Genomic DNA, 15,853 nt, shown 5'->3' on the forward strand with positions numbered 1-15,853 from the left:
TCAGGCGGCCTCGTACGGGAAGCGGGCCAGGGGTGCCTCCCGCGCGAAGAACGTCTTCGCCCGCGCCAGCGCCTCCGCGTCCTTCCGCACGTCACCCGGCTTGCTGCCGTTGCCCAGCAGCACTCCGCCGAAGCGCATCCCCATGTACGCGGCCGAGTTGTTCAGCGTGCCGACCAGCGGGTCGGCGACCTCCGGCTCCTCGTGCGCGAGCGCGGTGACGCCCCAGAGGGTGCGTCCCGCCATGGTCGCCTTGAAGTCCAGGCCGGGGGTGCGCAGCCAGCCCGACCAGTGATCCAGGTAGCGCTTGGTCTGCGCGGACACCGAGTACCAGTACAGCGGCGAGGCGATCACGATGTCCGTCGCCGCGAGGGTGGCGTCCAGCAGCAGGGCGACAGTGCCCTCGGTGGGGCGGACGTGGTCGCTGTCGTGGCGCAGGTCCTCGAAGTCGGGGAGCGGGTGGGCCGTGAGGTCGATCCACTGCTGCTCCACGTCCGGGGACAGCTGTTCGGCGGCGCGGCGGGCCAGCAGTTCGGTGTTGCCGTCGGGGCGGGCACTGCCCAGGACGAAGAGGAAACGGCGAGCCATGGTCATCCCTCAGAATGGTCGGCGTACATCAATTACACGCCTGTGCATCATATGCGCATGCAAGCAAATCGCCAAGGGTGCTCAGTCGATGCCCCCGCGCCGCTCCGCCTCCCGCGCCACGGCGAGCAGCAGGTCCTCCCGCCCGTGCGGCGCCACCAGCTGGAGCCCCGCCGGGCAGCCGTCGCCGCCGAACCCGGCCGGCAGGCTCAGGGCGGGGTGCCCGCTGACGTTGAACGCCCAGGTGAGCGCCGTGGAGTAGACGTCACCGGGGCCCTCGTGACCGTGCGGGGCCGTCGGGGCCGTGGGGGTGAGCAGCAGCTCGGCGCCGGAGAAGAGGAGCTCCAGGCGCCGGTCGTTCTCCGCCCGCAGGCGGTGGGCGTCGGCGGGGTCGGCGCCCGGTGTGCGCAGGGCGAGCCAGGCCGGGGCGGGGTCGAGGAGCCGGGGCGGAGCCGAGGGCCGGACGAGCCGTACGACACCGGCGTCGGCCAGCCGCTCGGCCGCCGTCCGGGCCAGTGTCACGGGTTCCGGGTCGGGGTCGGCGAAACCGAGATCGGGGGACCAGACGGCGGCGACGGGAAGGGAGGGCGCGGGCGCCTCGATCCCGCCGGTCCGCCCCGACACCACCCGCCACCAGGCCGCCGCGTCCGGGACCGTACGGCCGAGCACTCCGGGCGCGGCGAGTCCCGTACGGTCGGCGGAGGGGAGACGGCCGCCCGTGACCTTCAGCCCGACGGCCCCGCACCACGCCGCCGGGATCCGTACCGAGCCGGCGCCGTCGCTGCCCGTCGCCAGCGGCACCAGCCCGGCCGCCACCGCCACCGCCGACCCGGCCGAGGAACCGCCCGGCGTACGATCCGCCCGCCACGGGTTGACGGTACGGCCGTGCGCCCCGAGCCCCCAGGTCTGCCAGGGCGTCCCCGGGCCGGGCACCGAGGTGGCGCCCACGGCGACACAGCCGGCCGAGAGCAGCGCCCGCGCCGCACGCAGTCCGTGCCGCCCCTTGACCGCGACCGGCACCCCGGCCAGCGGCAGACGCTCACCGGCGGCGACCCGCGCGTCCACCTCGGCGGCCCGCCGCGCCGCCTCCTCCTCCCACACTCGAGGAACGCGCACAGCACCGGATCGGCCCGCTCGATCCGCTCCAGCGCCTCCGCGACCACGTCCACGGCCCGCAGCCGTCCCCCGCGCACGGCGGAGGCGATCTCCTCGGCCGAGGCGGACGCGTCACCGACGCTCAGCGCGTCACGCCCGTCAGGCGGGCCAGGGACTCCGTCTCGCGGGGCGGCCGGCCGCTCAGGTCACCCAGGCGCCACTCGTTCACCCAGGGCACGCGGTACACGTCGATCATCGACTCGATGAGCCGGATGCGGTGGGTGAGCGGACGCGGCAGCCGCCCCGGCGCGTCCGCCACCAGGACGACGGCGTCCAGATCCAGCCCCTGAGGGGCGTCGCCGCGCCGGAAGGTGTCCACGGCCGGGACCACGGCGTCCAGCCCGGCCGCATGGGTCCGGGCGACGAGCAGCACCGACCGCGGTTCGGCCGGGCCGGGCCAGGCACGGCCGCTGTCGACACCGCCGTAGACGGTGGCGAGCGTCGAGACGCCCGCACCGCCGTGCAGGCCGACCCAGGAGAAGCGCCGGGCGGCCGCCCGGGCGTGGGCGGGCTCCGGCGGGGCCGCCTCCGGTACCGCCACCGGCCCTCGGATCCAGATCTCCGGTCCCTGTCGCATGTCCCTCTCCTGCTCACCACCTCGATCTTTCATGCCGTCCGACGTGCGGTGAACCGGTGCGGACGGCCGTTGGGACGAGCCTGTGACAACGCGGTGACGTGAGAAGCGCGAGCGAGCGGACAGACTCGACGGTAGGTGTACGACCCGAATGAGGGGACGATGTCTCGACTCAGCCGCGAGAAGAAGCGGGAACAGCAGCAGGCCGCACATGCGGCGAACCTTGCGGCAGCGCCGATCGACGTCCATGTCCCCGTCGCCGGGACGGGCACGGGCGGGGCGTCGGTCGGCGGGGTGACGGTGATCGCGGGGCCGGGCGAGGAGATCCAGCAGGCGGTGCTCAACCGCCTCCACCGCATCGCCATCGCCTCGGGTCACGCCGTCCTCGCCACCGTGCACGACGAACGCATCGGCTACGTCGTCCCGCTCCAGGTCGACCCGGACGGCTCCAGCCACTTCACGGCCCAGCCGGTCCTGATGGGCCCGGCGCGGGACCGGGAGCCGGCGCGGGACTCCGGCTCCGACCGGCCGACGCACGTTCTGCGCCCCGTGCCGGAACCGGTGGCGGAGGAGACACCGGAGCCCGCACCCGTACGGGACTCCGCCCCCACCTTCAAACTCCGGCCCGTCCCCGAGTCGGCGGCCCCCCGGGACGCCGTACCGCCGTTCGAGCCGCGCCCCCTGCCCGGGTCGGCGGGGGCCACGCCGCCCGGCACGGTCGCACCGCCGACGGGGGAGTTCGGTCCGCCCCCGCCCATGGACGCCAGGCCGCACCCCGAGCCCGGGCCCGACCGGCCCCGGACCCCGGAGCCCGCGCCGTCCCCCGAACCCGAGCCGGTACTCGACCCCGACCCCAAGCCCACCCCGCCCCGCGGTTTCGACGCCGTGGCCGAGGCGGTGCTCGGTGACGAGCCCCTCCTCGCGGGCGGCGAGAACCACCTCGCCGAACCCATGGCCCGGGTCAACGACGCCGTCCGGGCCGGCAGGATCGACGCGGCGGCCCGGCTGGCCGAGGAGACCGTGGCGGAGGCGACCGGAACCCTGGGGCCGGAGCACCCGGAGGTGCTGCGGCTGCGCGAGCTCGCCGCGTACATCGCCTATCTGGCCGGTGAACCGCTGCGCGCCTACCGGATCTCCCTCGACCTGGCCGTGATCTGCCGCCGCGCGGGGGACGCGGAGGCCGCCTACGGCAACGTCCGCAGCGCGGCCACCGCCTGGCGGGCGGTGCGCGAACCGCTGCTCGGACTGGAGCTCGGGCACGAGCTGATCGCCCTGTGGACCGAGCTCACCACCGAGGAGGGCCCGGCCGCCGACGAGATCGAGGAACTGGAGTCGGCCCGCGCCCGCATGGGCCGGCTGACGGAGCGCGCCCGCGCCCAGCAGCCGTAGGCAACCCGCTAGTGCAGGCAGAACTCATTGCCTTCCGGGTCCGTCATCACCAGCCAGCCCCCGGAAGGCTCCTCCACCCGTCGCAGCACGCGCGCACCGAGCCCCTCCAGCCGGGCGAGTTCCTCCTCGCGGCGACCCGCGCCCGGGTGCAGATCGAGATGGAGCCGGTTCTTGACCGTCTTCGCCTCCGGTACGCGCTGGAACAGCAGCCGCCGCCCACGGCCGGTGCCGCTCTCCTCCTCGTAGGGGTCGTCGGGGTGCCGTACCGCCGCCAGGTCACGCCAGGCCCGGCGGCCGTGCGACTCGACGGTGAGCTCGGCCGGCACGGCACCCGCGCCGAGCAGCTTCTCGATGAGCACGCTGTTGTCCTCGACCTCGTAGCGGAGGGCGGCGGCCCAGAAGTCCGCCTGCGCGTGCGGGTCGCCCGCGTCGATGACGACCTTCCAGTGCACGGGGGTGGCGGGTGTCGGTGTCTGCGTCATAGGACCAGTTATAGGGCGTCCCACCGACAGTGCCCGGCGGCTGCTACGGCCGGGCCTCCAGCGCGTCCTTCTCGGCCTCGGCGGGCACGTTCCCGGCGCTCGGCGCAGGGGCGGTGGTCCTCGGCGCGCCCTTCCGGCCGGCGAGCTCACGAGCGGTCCGGTGGGCGGTGCGCAGCGCGTCCCAGGTGAGGAGGGTGAGCGCCAGCCACACCAGCGCGAAACCGGCCCAGCGCTCGGGCGGCATGGCCTCCTTGAAGTACAGGATGCCGAGCAGGAACTGGAAGACCGGCGCCAGGTACTGGAGCAGACCGAGCGTCGACAGCGGCACGCGGATGGCGGCGGCGCCGAAGCAGACCAGGGGCAGCGCGGTCACGATGCCGGTCGCGGCGAGCAGCGCCGCGTGCCCGGCGCCCTCGCTGCCGAAGGTGGCATCGCCCTGGGCACCCAGCCACAGCAGATAGCCGAGCGCGGGCAGGAACTGGATCGCGGTCTCGGCCGCCAGCGACTCGATGCCGCCGAGGTTGACCTTCTTCTTCACCAGCCCGTACGTGGCGAAGGAGAAGGCGAGCACGAGGGAGATCCACGGCGGCCGGCCGTAGCCGATGGTGAGGACGAGCACCGCCGCGGCACCGACCCCGACCGCCGCCCACTGCACGGGCCGCAGGCGCTCCTTCAGCAGCAGCACGCCCATCGCGATCGTGACCAGCGGGTTGATGAAGTAGCCGAGGGAGGCCTCGACGACGTGCCCGGAGTTCACGGACCAGATGTAGACGCCCCAGTTGACCGTGATGACCGCCGCCGCGACGGTGATCAGCGCCAGCCTGCGCGGCTGCCGCAGCAACTCGCCGAGCCAGGCCCAGCGGCGTATGACGAGCAGGGCGGCGGCCACGAAGAACAGGGACCAGACCATCCGGTGGGCCAGGATCTCCACGGCCCCGGCGGGCTTGAGCAGCGGCCAGAACAGCGGAACGAGCCCCCACATCCCGTACGCCGCGAAGCCGTTCAGCAGTCCCATGCGCCGCTCTGCGGCCGCCGACTTCCCGGTCACGGGCCCTCCTTCGTGCCTGACGCGTGCCCTGTCTCCCACGGGGCTCGCCGAACGCGTGCGCGAGCCTCGCCGGACGACGGTAACGCCGGACACCCCCGCATGTCATGCCCGTACCGGCATACGGTCATGACGTGCGGAGACGGGGGCCCGACAGGCCTGGGATCAGTCCTTGAGCGCGGCGGCGACGGCCTCGGCGAGCGGGGTGGTCGGACGGCCGGCCAGCCGGGACAGATCGCCGCTGTCGACGACGAGCTCACCCTTCTCGATCGAGACGTCCACGCCCGCGAGGACGGCAGCCAACGGCTCGGGCAGTCCGGCGCCGACCAGGATGCCGGTGAGCGCCTCGGGCGTGACCGCGTTGTAGGTGATCTCCCTGCCGGTCTGCCGGCTCAGCTCGGCCGCGTACTCGGCGAAGCTCCACGCCTCGTCGCCGCCCAGCTCGTACGTCTTGTTCTCGTGCCCCTCACCGGTCAGTACGGCTACGGCGGCGGCCGCGTAGTCGGCCCGCGAGGCGGTGGAGATCCGGCCCTCGCCGGCGGCGGCGACGACCGCGTCGTGCGCGAGCACCGGGGCGAGGTTCTCGGTGTAGTTCTCGTGGTACCAGCCGTTGCGCAGCAGCGCGTACGGCACCCCCGAGCCCAGCAGCGCCTCTTCCGTGCCCCGGTGGTCGTCGGCGAGCGCGGCGGTCAGGGAGCCGGGGGCGCTGGTGTAGGCGAGCAGGGCGACACCGGCGGCCTTGGCGGCGTCGATGACGACCCGGTGCTGTCCCACCCTGCCCTTGTCGAACTCGTTGCCCGAGATCAGCAGGACCTTGTCGCCGGCCGCGAACAGTCCGTCGAAGGTCTCGGGGGCGTTGTAGTCGGCGACCGCGATCCGCACCCCGCGCCCGGCGAGGTCCGCCGCCTTCTCCGCACTGCGGACGACGGCGGTGACCTGCTCGGCCGGAACCCTCTCCAGCAACTGTTCCACGACGTGACGGCCGAGCTTTCCGGTGGCTCCGGTGACGACGATGCTCATGATTCAGAACTCCTTGTGGGGTGCGTACGCCACTAACCCTAGGAGCTGCGCTAACTATGGGAAAGTACCCACTTTGAAGTAAGGTACTGGCATGGCAGTAAGTGTGAGTGATCGGCTGAACGACGGCGAGGCGCTGTGCCCGCACCGTCTGGTGCTGGAGCACGTGACCAGCCGCTGGGGCGTACTCGTGCTGGTCCAGCTGCTGGAGCGCCCCCACCGCTTCAGCGAACTGCGCCGGGCGATCGGCAGGGTCAGCGAGAAGATGCTCACCCAGACCCTCCAGACCCTGGAACGCGACGGCATGGTCCACCGCGACGCCAAGCCGGTCATCCCGCCCCGCGTCGACTACTCCCTCACCGAACTGGGCCGCGAGGCGGCCGAGCAGGTGCGCGACCTGGCCCTGTGGACCGAGAAGCGCATGGCCGACGTACGCGCGGCCCGCCAGGCGTACGACGAGGCCCGGACGCCGTAGGGCATCCGGGCCTCGTACGGCCTGCGGCGGGTTCAGCCGACGACGGTCCAGGTGTCGCCACCGGCGAGCAGCGCGGCGAGGTCGCCCTTGCCGTGCTGCTCGATGGCGGTGTCGAGCTGGTCGGCCATGAGGGTGTCGTAGACGGGTCGTTCGGTGTTGCGGAAGACGCCGATCGGGGTGTTGTGGAGGGTGTCCGGGTCGGCGAGCCGGGACAGCGCGAACGCGGTGGTCGGGGAGGCGGCGTGGGCGTCGTGGATGAGGACGTCGGCTTCGTTGTCGTCCGTGACGGTGACGATTTTGAGGTCGCCGGTGGCCCGGTCGCGGACGACGCCCTTGGAGCCGTCGGTGCCGAAGCGGATCGGCCGGCCGTGTTCCAGGCGGATCACCGCCTCCTCGGCCTGCTGGCGGTCCTTGAGGACTTCGAAGGCGCCGTCGTTGAAGATGTTGCAGTTCTGGTAGATCTCCACGAGTGCGGTGCCGGGGTGGTCGGCGGCCTGGCGCAGCACCTCGGTGAGGTGCTTGCGGTCGGAGTCCACCGTCCGCGCCACGAACGAGGCCTCGGCGCCGATCGCGAGTGACACCGGGTTGAAGGGTGCGTCGAGGGAGCCCATCGGCGTGGACTTGGTGATCTTGCCGACCTCGGAGGTCGGGCTGTACTGGCCCTTGGTGAGGCCGTAGATGCGGTTGTTGAACAGCAGGATCTTGAGGTTGACGTTGCGGCGGAGGGCGTGGATGAGGTGGTTGCCGCCGATGGAGAGGGCGTCGCCGTCGCCGGTGACGACCCAGACGCTGAGGTCGCGGCGGGAGGTGGCGAGTCCGGTGGCGATGGCGGGGGCGCGGCCGTGGATGGAGTGCATTCCGTAGGTGTTCATGTAGTACGGGAAGCGGGAGGAGCAGCCGATGCCGGAGACGAAGACGATGTTCTCCTTGGCCAGGCCGAGTTCGGGCATGAAGCCCTGGACGGCGGCCAGGACGGCGTAGTCACCGCAGCCGGGGCACCAGCGCACTTCCTGGTCCGACTTGAAGTCCTTCATGGACTGCCGGCCCTCGGCCTTGGGCACCAGCTGGAGAAGGGGGTTGGTGTCAGCCATCGATGGCCTCCTTCAGCGCCGTGGCGAGCTGTTCCGCCTTGAACGGCATGCCGTTGACCTGGTTGTACGAGCGCGCGTCGACCAGGTACTTCGCCCGGATGAGGGTGGCGAGCTGCCCGAGGTTCATCTCGGGGATCACCACCGTGTCGTACGTCTTGAGAACCGTGCCGAGGTTCTGTGGGAAGGGGTTGAGGTGGCGCAGATGGGCCTGCGCGATCCGGCCGCCCTCCTTGCGGATGCGGCGCACGGCGGCGGTGATCGGGCCGTACGTCGAGCCCCAGCCCAGCACCAGGGCCTTCGCCCCGTCCGGATCGTCGACCTCGATGTCCGGGACGTCGATGCCGTCGATCTTGGCCTGGCGGGTGCGGACCATGAAGTCGTGGTTGGCGGGGTCGTAGGAGATGTTGCCGGTGCCGTCCTGTTTCTCGATGCCGCCGATGCGGTGCTCCAGGCCGGGGGTGCCGGGGATGGCCCAGGGGCGGGCCAGGGTCTGCGGGTCGCGCTGGTAGGGCCAGAACACCTCGGTGCCGTCGTCGAGGGTGTGGTTGGGGCCCTGGGCGAACTGCACGCGCAGGTCCGGCAGTTCCTCCGGTTCCGGGATCCGCCAGGGTTCGCTGCCGTTGGCGAGGTAGCCGTCGGAGAGGAGGAAGACCGGGGTGCGGTAGGTCAGGGCGATGCGGGCGGCTTCCAGGGCGGCGTCGAAGCAGTCGGCCGGGGTGCGGGGTGCGACGACCGGGACGGGGGCCTCACCGTTGCGGCCGTACATGGCCTGGAGCAGGTCGGCCTGTTCGGTCTTGGTGGGCAGGCCGGTGGAGGGGCCGCCGCGCTGGATGTCCACGACCAGCAGCGGCAGCTCCAGCGACACCGCCAGCCCGATCGTCTCCGACTTCAGCGCCACACCGGGGCCGCTCGTCGTGGTCACCGCGAGGGAGCCGCCGAAGGCGGCACCCAGCGCCGCGCCGATGCCGGCGATCTCGTCCTCGGCCTGGAAGGTGCGTACGCCGAAGTTCTTGTGCTTGCTGAGTTCGTGGAGGATGTCGGAGGCCGGGGTGATCGGGTACGAGCCCAGGTACAGCGGCAGGTCCGCCTGGCGGGACGCGGCGACCAGCCCGTAGGACAGGGCGAGGTTGCCGGAGATGTTGCGGTACACCCCCGGCGGGAACGCCGTCGCCGCCGGAGCCACCTCGTAGGAGACGGCGAAGTCCTCGGTGGTCTCGCCGAAGTTCCAGCCCGCCCGGAACGCGGCGATGTTGGCGGCGGCGATGTCGGGCTTCCGGGCGAACTTCGACTTCAGGAACTTCTCCGTGCCCTCGGTGGGCCGGTGGTACATCCATGACAGCAGGCCGAGGGCGAACATGTTCTTGCTGCGTTCGGCCTCCTTGCGGGTGAGGTCGAACTCCTTGAGCGCCTCGACGGTCAGCGTGGTCAGCGGGACGGGGTGGAGGTGGTAGGCCTCCAGCGAGCCGTCCTCCAGCGGCGAGGTCGCGTAGCCGACCTTCTGCATCGCCCGCTTGGTGAACTCGTCCGTGTTGACGATGATCTCCGCGCCGCGCGGCAGGTCGCCGATGTTGGCTTTGAGGGCGGCGGGGTTCATGGCGACCAGGACGTTGGGTGCGTCGCCGGGGGTGAGGATGTCGTGGTCGGCGAAGTGGAGCTGGAAGCTGGAGACGCCGGGCAGGGTGCCGGCGGGTGCGCGGATCTCGGCCGGGAAGTTCGGCAGGGTGGAGAGGTCGTTGCCGAAGGACGCGGTCTCCGAGGTGAAACGGTCGCCGGTGAGCTGCATACCGTCACCCGAGTCCCCCGCGAACCTGATGATCACTCGGTCGAGCCGGCGGACGTCCTTCGTCCCCGCCGCTTTACGCTGCTCCCCCACTACTGCTCCGTCGGTCTGCTCCGGCTCCGCTGGGCTGCTGACCTGGCTGGTCACTGAACTGGACCTCCTCGAGGCGGCTGTCCGGGACGGCCTTCCCGCAGGCCTTCCCCGCATAAACCCTACGTCCGTAAGGGTCGCCTTCCTTGGGTCATTCGCATGTTGGACACGACTTTGAGACGTACCGCTCAGGAGTGCTCAGGAGTTGAGATAGGTGAGAACCGCCAGGACCCGCCGGTGATCGCCGTCGCTCGGGGACAGCCCCAGCTTCAGGAAAATGTTGCTGACGTGCTTCTCCACGGCCCCGTCGCTGACCACGAGCTGCCGGGCGATCGCCGAGTTCGTCCGCCCCTCGGCCATCAGCCCCAGGACCTCCCGCTCGCGCGGGGTGAGCCCCGCGAGCACGTCCTGCTTGCGGCTGCGGCCCAGCAGCTGCGCGACCACCTCCGGGTCCAGGGCCGTACCGCCCCGGGCCACCCGCACCACCGCGTCCACGAACTCGCGCACCTCGGCCACGCGGTCCTTGAGCAGATAGCCGACGCCCCGGCTGGAACCGGCGAGCAGCTCCGTGGCGTAGCGCTCCTCCACGTACTGCGACAGCACCAGCACCCCGACGCCCGGATGCGACTTGCGCAGCTGCACCGCGGCCCGCACGCCCTCGTCCGTGTGCGTCGGCGGCATCCGTACGTCCGCCACCACCACGTCCGGGAGCTGGTTCTCCCCGTCCAGCTCGGTGATGGTCTTGATCAGCGCGTCACCGTCGCCGACACCGGCCACGACCTCGTGCCCCCGGTCGGTCAGCAGCCGGGTCAGTCCCTCCCGCAGCAGCACGGAATCCTCGGCGATGACCACCCGCACCCTGTCCTCCACGTTCCTCGGCCCCCATGCCCCCGATCCGCACCCGCCCCCGTGGCGGGCCCGGTCGAGAGGTCCAGCATTCCAGCATCCGGTCGGGGATGCGGCGGGGCACCGCGATTGGCGGGTGTCGGGGAGCTGGGGGATGTCGTCGACGCGGCGGGTGCGAGCCCATGGCCCGCACCCGCCGCCGGTTCCGCCGGTTCCTCCGGTCTCAGTCCGCTGTCACCTGGTCCGCCGTCACCTGGTTCGCTCCGCCCGCCACGGCAGCTCGGCGGTTATCCGGGTCGGGCCGCCCGCGGGGGAGTCCACCACCAGGATCCCGTCCACCGCGTCCAGCCGCTCCGCCAGACCGGCCAGCCCGGAGCCCTGCGACACATCGGCGCCGCCGACGCCGTTGTCCACGACCTGGAGCATCAGCCGGTTCTCCGTCCGCCACACCTCCACGGCCGCCCAGCTCGCCCCGCTGTGCTTGCTGATGTTCTGGAGCAGCTCCGAGACCGTGAAGTAGGCGATGCCCTCGATGGCCGGCGCCGGGCGCTCCGTCAGGTCCACCTCCACCTGCACCGGGACCGTGCACCGGGAGGCCACCGCCGACAGGGCCGCGTCCAGGCCCCGGTCGGTCAGCACCGCCGGATGGATGCCGCGGGCCAGGTCCCGCAACTCCTGCAACGCCGTCTTCACCTCGCCGTGCGCCTCGTCCACCATCCGCGCCGCGACCCGCGGGTCCTCCCGCAGCTTCTCCTTCGCCAGTCCCAGATCCATCGCCAGGGCCACCAGCCGGGCCTGCGCCCCGTCGTGCAGATCCCGCTCGATGCGCCGCAGGTCCGCCGCCGCCGTGTCCACCACGACCCCGCGGTCCGACTCCAGCTCCACCACCCGCGTGGCCAGCCGGGACGGCCCGAGCAGCCCGTGCACCATCACCCGGTCCACCATCGTCAGCGCCCGCACGATCCACGGCGTGGCGAGCGTGAACAGCAGACCGATCAGCGCGGTCACCGTGATCTCGAACGGGTTGTCCAGATAGATCCGGTGGGTCTCGTCGCCGTACAGCTGTATGCCGTCCTGCCCGCCGTACATCGGGAAGACCCAGAACCACAGCGGATACGTCAGCAGCGACCAGCCCACCGACCAGAAGGTCACGGTGACGGTGAAGGAGAGCACCGCCCACGGCAGGTGCAGCACCGCGTACAGCAGGGCACGCCACGAGGCGCCGCTCTTGAGCACGGCCCCGATCCACGCCATGAACCCCTGCCGCTTCATCCGCAGCGGCTCCGGCTCGGCCACCTCCAGACCCAGCAGCCCCCGCGCCCGCGCCCGCTCCACCGCGCCGAACCCGCGGCAGCCGACGAGCGCCGCCGCGAGCACCGGGACACCGAGGAACGTCACCAGCAGGCCCGCCCCCAGCGACACCATCGTGACCGCGTACGTGAACAGCAGAATGCTGATCGGCAGGCTCAGCAGTACGTATCCCAGCTCCCGCCAGGTGCGTCCCTCGACCGGCGCCCGCAGCGCGGCCGGCAGCCGGTACCGCCGTTCCCCGGGGTGCCCGGGATGTGCGGGGCCCGCGGAAAGCCCGTAGTCCTGTCCGTACTCCGTGGCCATCGGCGTCGTCCCTCTCCTCGTCCGGCGGCTGTGCTGTCGTAGCTCCAGACTGCTCCGCCGCAGGTCGGCGGACCATGGAGTCCGTCGCAGTCTTGGACGGGGGGTTTTCCCTACCCCCGCCCCCGGACGGCCGCCTTCTTGGTCCCGCGCGTGCCGTCGGCCGGCTCACCGGAACGGTCCCGCCACGGCAGCTCCGCCGTCACCGTCGTCGGGCCGCCCTCCGGCGACTCCACGACGAACAGCCCGTCCACCGCGCCCAGCCGGTCGGCGAGACCCCGCATGCCCGTCCCGCCGTCCAGGCTGGCGCCCCCGCGCCCGTCGTCCCACACCTGCATGAACAGGCGGCTCTCCGACCGCCACACGTCCACCGCGGCCGACCGGGCCCCGCTGTGCTTGCTGACGTTCTGGAGCAGCTCCGAGACGGTGAAGTAGGCGATGCCCTCGATGGCGGGGGCCGGCCGCTCGTCCAGGTCGACCGTCACCTTCACCGGCACCGTGCAGCGCGAGGCGACCGAGGACAGCGCGGCGTCCAGACCCCGGTCGGTCAGGACCGCGGGATGGATGCCCCGCGCAAGATCCCTCAGCTCCTGGAGCGCCAGCTTCACCTCGCCGTGCGCCTCCTCGACCATCGACGCCGCGGCGTCGGGGTCCTCCAGCAGCTTCTCCTTGGCCAGGCCCAGCCCCATCGCCAGATTGACCAGCCGGGCCTGCGCACCGTCGTGCAGATCCCGCTCGATGCGCCGCAGGTCCGCCGCCGCCGTGTCGACCACCACGCCCCGGTCGGACTCCAGCTCGGCGATGCGCCGTTCCAGTTCGTCGGAGGGCGACAGCAGCCCGCGCACCATCGCACGGTCGGCGTTGGCCAGAGCCCGCGCGACGAACGGCAGCACCGGCCACAGCACGAACAGACCGGTGAGCATGACGACGAAGGTGAGGATGCCCCACGGCAGCCGTATCAGCGCGTACAGGACCGTGCGCCAGCCCACCGGGTCCTTGACCGCCATCCACAGCCGCGGCCACATCCCGTCGGAAGGGCGCGACGGCAGCCGGCTCGGCTCGTCCACCCGCACCCCGAGCAGCTTCCTCGCCCGCGCCCGCTCGCTCCTGCCCAGCGCCCGCGCGCCCACCAGCCCCGCCGCGAGCAGCGGGAACCCGATCACCGTGACGGTCAGCCCGACGCCGGTGAACAGCATGGTCACCGTGTAGACGAAGCCGACCAGCGACGCCGGCAGGTTCGCCAGGAGATGGGCGATCTCCTTCCAGGTGTGCGCGTCGTACGCGAAGCGGGCCAGCGGCGGGCGGTCGCCCTGGTCCGCCGGTACCGGGACGGCCGTCACGGACGGGCCCGGATGCGGGAGTGGTTCGGTCATGGGTACCAGCGTGCCCGGAGCCGGGGGGCCCGCGCCATGAGGCGGACCGCCAGGACGCACGGGGGAAAACCCCACCTCCCGCATGCCGAGCCTTGACGGGCTGCTTACGGTGCATTTATCAGGGCCTAGACTCCCGTGCGTACAGATCGTCGAACCGTGGTGTTCACCGGCACGGACCAGGTGCCGGACCATGGGCTCGGCGCGGGCACGGACCAGGTTGCCGATCAAGGGAGTGAGGGGCGGACGTGCGGGAAACGACCGTCGTCGCGGCGGACTACTTCCAGTCCTACTCGGTCGTCGGACTGCTCGCCGTCGTCGGCCTGCTGTTCGTCGCCGTCGCCTTCGGGGCGGGCCGCCTGCTGCGGCCCGTGGTCCCCACCCCCGAGAAGCTCCTGACGTACGAGTGCGGGGTCGACCCGGTCGGTGAGGGCTGGGCCCACACCCAGGTCCGCTACTACGTCTACGCCTTCCTCTACGTGATCTTCGCCGTCGACTCGATCTTCCTCTTCCCCTGGGCGACCGTCTTCGCCGCCGACGGCTACGGCGCGACCACCCTCGTGGAGATGTTCATCTTCCTCGGCTTCCTCGCCGTGGGACTGCTGTACGCATACAAGAAGGGCGTCCTGACATGGACGTGAACCCTGCCGCCCCCGAGCCCGTCCTGCTTCCGGAACCCAAGAGGCTGGGTGCGCTGGCCCGGCTGGCTCCCGAGCCGATGAAGGTGGTCCTCAACTGGGGGCGCCGCTACTCGCTGTGGGTCTTCAACTTCGGCCTCGCCTGCTGCGCGATCGAGTTCATCGCCGCGTCGATGGCCCGCCACGACTTCATCCGCCTCGGCGTCATCCCCTTCGCGCCGGGGCCGCGCCAGGCCGACCTGATGGTCGTCTCCGGCACGGTCACGGACAAGATGGCGCCCGCGGTGAAGCGCCTCTACGAGCAGATGCCCGAGCCGAAGTACGTCATCTCCTTCGGCGCGTGCAGCAACTGCGGCGGCCCGTACTGGGACTCCTACTCCGTCACCAAGGGCGTCGACCAGATCATCCCGGTCGACGTCTACGTCCCCGGCTGCCCGCCCAGGCCCGAGGCGCTGCTCCAGGGGATCCTGAAACTCCAGGAGAAGATCGCGCGGGAGTCGCTGGGGGAGCGGTACGGGTCCGGCGGCGGCGCGGGGCGTCCGTCGGCGGAGGCGCTGCGGAGCGGGCTGGTCCAGCCGCCGGCGCCGACCGCTTCGTCCGGTGAGGGTGAGGGCCGATGACCGCGGTCGGCTGGCTCCCCGCCGACGCCGAGGAACTGTTCGGTACGGAGGCCACGGCGGAGGAGTCGTACGGCGTCCTGACCGTCGACGTACCGCCCGCCTCCTGGATCTCCGCACTGGAGGCCGCGCGGGACCGCGTCGGCTGCACCTTCTTCGACTGGCTGAGCGCGGTCGACGAACCCGGCACCGGGTTCCGCGTCACGGCGCATGTCGCGGCCCTGGCCCCGGTACGGCGCCTGCTGCTGCGCACCACGGTGCCGCACGAGGCCCCGACGCTGCCCTCCGCCGTGGACGTCTACGCGGGCGCCGCGTGGCACGAACGCGAGACGCACGAGATGTTCGGCGTCGACTTCACGGGCCACCCCGGCCTGGACCACCTGCTGCTGCCGGACGGTTTCGAGGGCCATCCGCTGCGCAAGGACTTCGTCCTCGCGTCCCGGGTCGCCAAGGCCTGGCCCGGCGCCAAGGAACCCGGCGAGTCCGAGCACGGGGGCCCCAAGCGCCGTCAGATGCTGCCCCCCGGCGTCCCCGACCCGAACGAGTGGGGCCCCCTCAAGGGCCAGCTCCCCCCTGCCCCGGCCCGCCCGACCCGTGGCGCGGGCAGGCCGACCCCAGGCGCGCCAACGGACCGCCCCCGCCGCACCCGCACGGCAGCAGAGGGCTCCACAAGCCAGCCGGCCGCGCCCGATGCTTCGGCCCCGCCGCGTCGCAGCCGCTCGGCGTCCGAGGGTTCGGTGAGCCAGTCGGCCGCGCCTGAGTCCCCGGCCCAGCCCTCGTCCGCGGAGGGCTCCGCGAGTCAGGCGGGGGAGGCGCGCCCCGACGAGGCTGGTGCCCCGGCGCGTCGGGCGCGGAGTGCGAGCGAGGGGTCGGCGTCGCAGCGTTCCGGCGCCCCGGGGGCCGGAGGCCCTCGCCGTACCCGCTCGGCGTCCGAGGGTTCGGTGAGCCAGTCGGCCGCGCCTGAGTCCCCGGCTCAGCCCTCGTCCGCGGAGGGTTCCGCGAGTCAGGCGGGGGAGGCGCGCCCCGACGAGGCTGGTGCCCCGGCGCGTCGGGCGCGGAGTGCGAGCGAGGGGTCGGCGTCGCAGCGTTCC

At 72.3% G+C, this 15,853-nt stretch carries 15 protein-coding genes and 1 pseudogene; 5 read left to right on the forward strand and 11 right to left on the reverse strand.

Annotated features, from left to right (window positions below; translation table 11 throughout):
• The 3 genes and pseudogenes from ACZ470_RS04615 to ACZ470_RS04625 all read right to left on the reverse strand — a co-directional run bounded on the left by ACZ470_RS04615 (nt 1) and on the right by ACZ470_RS04625 (nt 2,314).
• The gene (locus ACZ470_RS04615) at nt 1–585 is read right to left on the reverse strand and encodes a flavodoxin family protein (RefSeq protein ID WP_468424391.1); all 585 of its coding nucleotides are present in this window, start codon (nt 583–585) and stop codon (nt 1–3) included.
• 81 nt (nt 586–666) lie between these two features.
• Nucleotides 667–1,823: pseudogene (locus ACZ470_RS04620) on the reverse strand (amidase).
• The gene (locus ACZ470_RS04625; protein ID WP_468424393.1) at nt 1,820–2,314 is read right to left on the reverse strand and encodes a DUF6668 family protein; all 495 of its coding nucleotides are present in this window, start codon (nt 2,312–2,314) and stop codon (nt 1,820–1,822) included. The pseudogene ACZ470_RS04620 and the gene ACZ470_RS04625 overlap by 4 nt, the downstream one beginning before the upstream one ends.
• 159 nt (nt 2,315–2,473) lie before the next feature.
• On the opposite strand from ACZ470_RS04625, the gene ACZ470_RS04630 reads away from it, so the two are divergent.
• Entirely contained in the window at nt 2,474–3,700 is a 1,227-nt protein-coding gene (locus ACZ470_RS04630; protein ID WP_468424395.1) for a tetratricopeptide repeat protein, read from the forward strand.
• Nucleotides 3,701–3,708: 8 nt separating this feature from the next.
• On the opposite strand, the gene ACZ470_RS04635 is transcribed toward ACZ470_RS04630, so the two are convergent.
• The 3 genes from ACZ470_RS04635 to ACZ470_RS04645 form a co-directional block, all read right to left on the reverse strand.
• Entirely contained in the window at nt 3,709–4,182 is a 474-nt protein-coding gene (locus tag ACZ470_RS04635; protein WP_468424397.1) for a VOC family protein, read from the reverse strand.
• Nucleotides 4,183–4,225: 43 nt separating this feature from the next.
• Nucleotides 4,226–5,197, reverse strand: a complete 972-nt coding sequence (gene rarD / locus ACZ470_RS04640; RefSeq protein ID WP_468425176.1) for an EamA family transporter RarD — start codon at nt 5,195–5,197, stop codon at nt 4,226–4,228.
• Nucleotides 5,198–5,392: 195 nt separating this feature from the next.
• Entirely contained in the window at nt 5,393–6,247 is an 855-nt protein-coding gene (locus tag ACZ470_RS04645; protein WP_468424399.1) for an SDR family oxidoreductase, read from the reverse strand.
• A gap of 91 nt (nt 6,248–6,338) precedes the next feature.
• On the opposite strand from ACZ470_RS04645, the gene ACZ470_RS04650 reads away from it, so the two are divergent.
• A complete protein-coding gene (locus tag ACZ470_RS04650) occupies nt 6,339–6,719 on the forward strand; it encodes a winged helix-turn-helix transcriptional regulator (RefSeq protein ID WP_468424401.1) in 381 nt (126 codons plus the stop codon).
• 32 nt (nt 6,720–6,751) lie between these two features.
• Here ACZ470_RS04650 and ACZ470_RS04655 read toward each other — a convergent pair whose 3' ends face one another.
• The 5 genes from ACZ470_RS04655 to ACZ470_RS04675 all read right to left on the reverse strand — a co-directional run bounded on the left by ACZ470_RS04655 (nt 6,752) and on the right by ACZ470_RS04675 (nt 13,510).
• Nucleotides 6,752–7,810 (reverse strand): 2-oxoacid:ferredoxin oxidoreductase subunit beta, encoded by a 1,059-nt coding sequence (locus ACZ470_RS04655; RefSeq protein ID WP_468424403.1) that lies wholly within the window; start codon nt 7,808–7,810, stop codon nt 6,752–6,754.
• Nucleotides 7,803–9,737, reverse strand: coding sequence for a 2-oxoacid:acceptor oxidoreductase subunit alpha (locus tag ACZ470_RS04660; protein WP_468424405.1), 1,935 nt, complete (start codon nt 9,735–9,737; stop codon nt 7,803–7,805). The genes ACZ470_RS04655 and ACZ470_RS04660 overlap by 8 nt, the downstream gene beginning before the upstream one ends.
• A gap of 141 nt (nt 9,738–9,878) precedes the next feature.
• Complete coding sequence (locus ACZ470_RS04665) at nt 9,879–10,538, reverse strand: LuxR C-terminal-related transcriptional regulator (protein WP_468425178.1); 660 nt, start codon at nt 10,536–10,538, stop codon at nt 9,879–9,881.
• A 237-nt stretch (nt 10,539–10,775) separates the two neighbouring features.
• Nucleotides 10,776–12,140, reverse strand: coding sequence for a sensor histidine kinase (locus tag ACZ470_RS04670; protein ID WP_468424407.1), 1,365 nt, complete (start codon nt 12,138–12,140; stop codon nt 10,776–10,778).
• Between the two features lie 110 nt (nt 12,141–12,250).
• Nucleotides 12,251–13,510, reverse strand: coding sequence for a sensor histidine kinase (locus ACZ470_RS04675; protein WP_468424409.1), 1,260 nt, complete (start codon nt 13,508–13,510; stop codon nt 12,251–12,253).
• Nucleotides 13,511–13,755: 245 nt separating this feature from the next.
• On the opposite strand from ACZ470_RS04675, the gene ACZ470_RS04680 reads away from it, so the two are divergent.
• The 3 genes from ACZ470_RS04680 to ACZ470_RS04690 form a co-directional block, all read left to right on the forward strand.
• Nucleotides 13,756–14,148, forward strand: a complete 393-nt coding sequence (locus tag ACZ470_RS04680; protein ID WP_030860845.1) for an NADH-quinone oxidoreductase subunit A — start codon at nt 13,756–13,758, stop codon at nt 14,146–14,148.
• Nucleotides 14,139–14,765 (forward strand): NADH-quinone oxidoreductase subunit B, encoded by a 627-nt coding sequence (locus ACZ470_RS04685; RefSeq protein ID WP_468424411.1) that lies wholly within the window; start codon nt 14,139–14,141, stop codon nt 14,763–14,765. Before ACZ470_RS04680 ends, ACZ470_RS04685 begins: the two co-directional genes overlap by 10 nt.
• Nucleotides 14,762–15,853 (forward strand): NADH-quinone oxidoreductase subunit C (locus tag ACZ470_RS04690; RefSeq protein ID WP_468424413.1); only part of this gene is annotated, 1,092 nt, incomplete at its 3' end. The genes ACZ470_RS04685 and ACZ470_RS04690, both read left to right, overlap by 4 nt.

It is taken from the genome of Streptomyces sp. NPDC031111 (assembly GCF_055570675.1).

Excerpts from the sequence above, each read along its gene's own strand:
- ACZ470_RS04615 (WP_468424391.1), bottom strand. The coding sequence starts at position 585 with ATGGCTCGCCGTTTCCTCTTCGTCCTGGGCAGTGCCCGCCCCGACGGC.
- ACZ470_RS04625 (WP_468424393.1), bottom strand. The coding sequence starts at position 2,314 with ATGCGACAGGGACCGGAGATCTGGATCCGAGGGCCGGTGGCGGTACCG.
- ACZ470_RS04630 (WP_468424395.1), top strand. The coding sequence starts at position 2,474 with ATGTCTCGACTCAGCCGCGAGAAGAAGCGGGAACAGCAGCAGGCCGCA.
- ACZ470_RS04635 (WP_468424397.1), bottom strand. The coding sequence starts at position 4,182 with ATGACGCAGACACCGACACCCGCCACCCCCGTGCACTGGAAGGTCGTC.
- rarD (WP_468425176.1), bottom strand. The coding sequence starts at position 5,197 with ATGGGACTGCTGAACGGCTTCGCGGCGTACGGGATGTGGGGGCTCGTT.
- ACZ470_RS04645 (WP_468424399.1), bottom strand. The coding sequence starts at position 6,247 with ATGAGCATCGTCGTCACCGGAGCCACCGGAAAGCTCGGCCGTCACGTC.
- ACZ470_RS04650 (WP_468424401.1), top strand. The coding sequence starts at position 6,339 with ATGGCAGTAAGTGTGAGTGATCGGCTGAACGACGGCGAGGCGCTGTGC.
- ACZ470_RS04655 (WP_468424403.1), bottom strand. The coding sequence starts at position 7,810 with ATGGCTGACACCAACCCCCTTCTCCAGCTGGTGCCCAAGGCCGAGGGC.
- ACZ470_RS04670 (WP_468424407.1), bottom strand. The coding sequence starts at position 12,140 with ATGGCCACGGAGTACGGACAGGACTACGGGCTTTCCGCGGGCCCCGCA.
- ACZ470_RS04675 (WP_468424409.1), bottom strand. The coding sequence starts at position 13,510 with ATGACCGAACCACTCCCGCATCCGGGCCCGTCCGTGACGGCCGTCCCG.
- ACZ470_RS04685 (WP_468424411.1), top strand. The coding sequence starts at position 14,139 with ATGGACGTGAACCCTGCCGCCCCCGAGCCCGTCCTGCTTCCGGAACCC.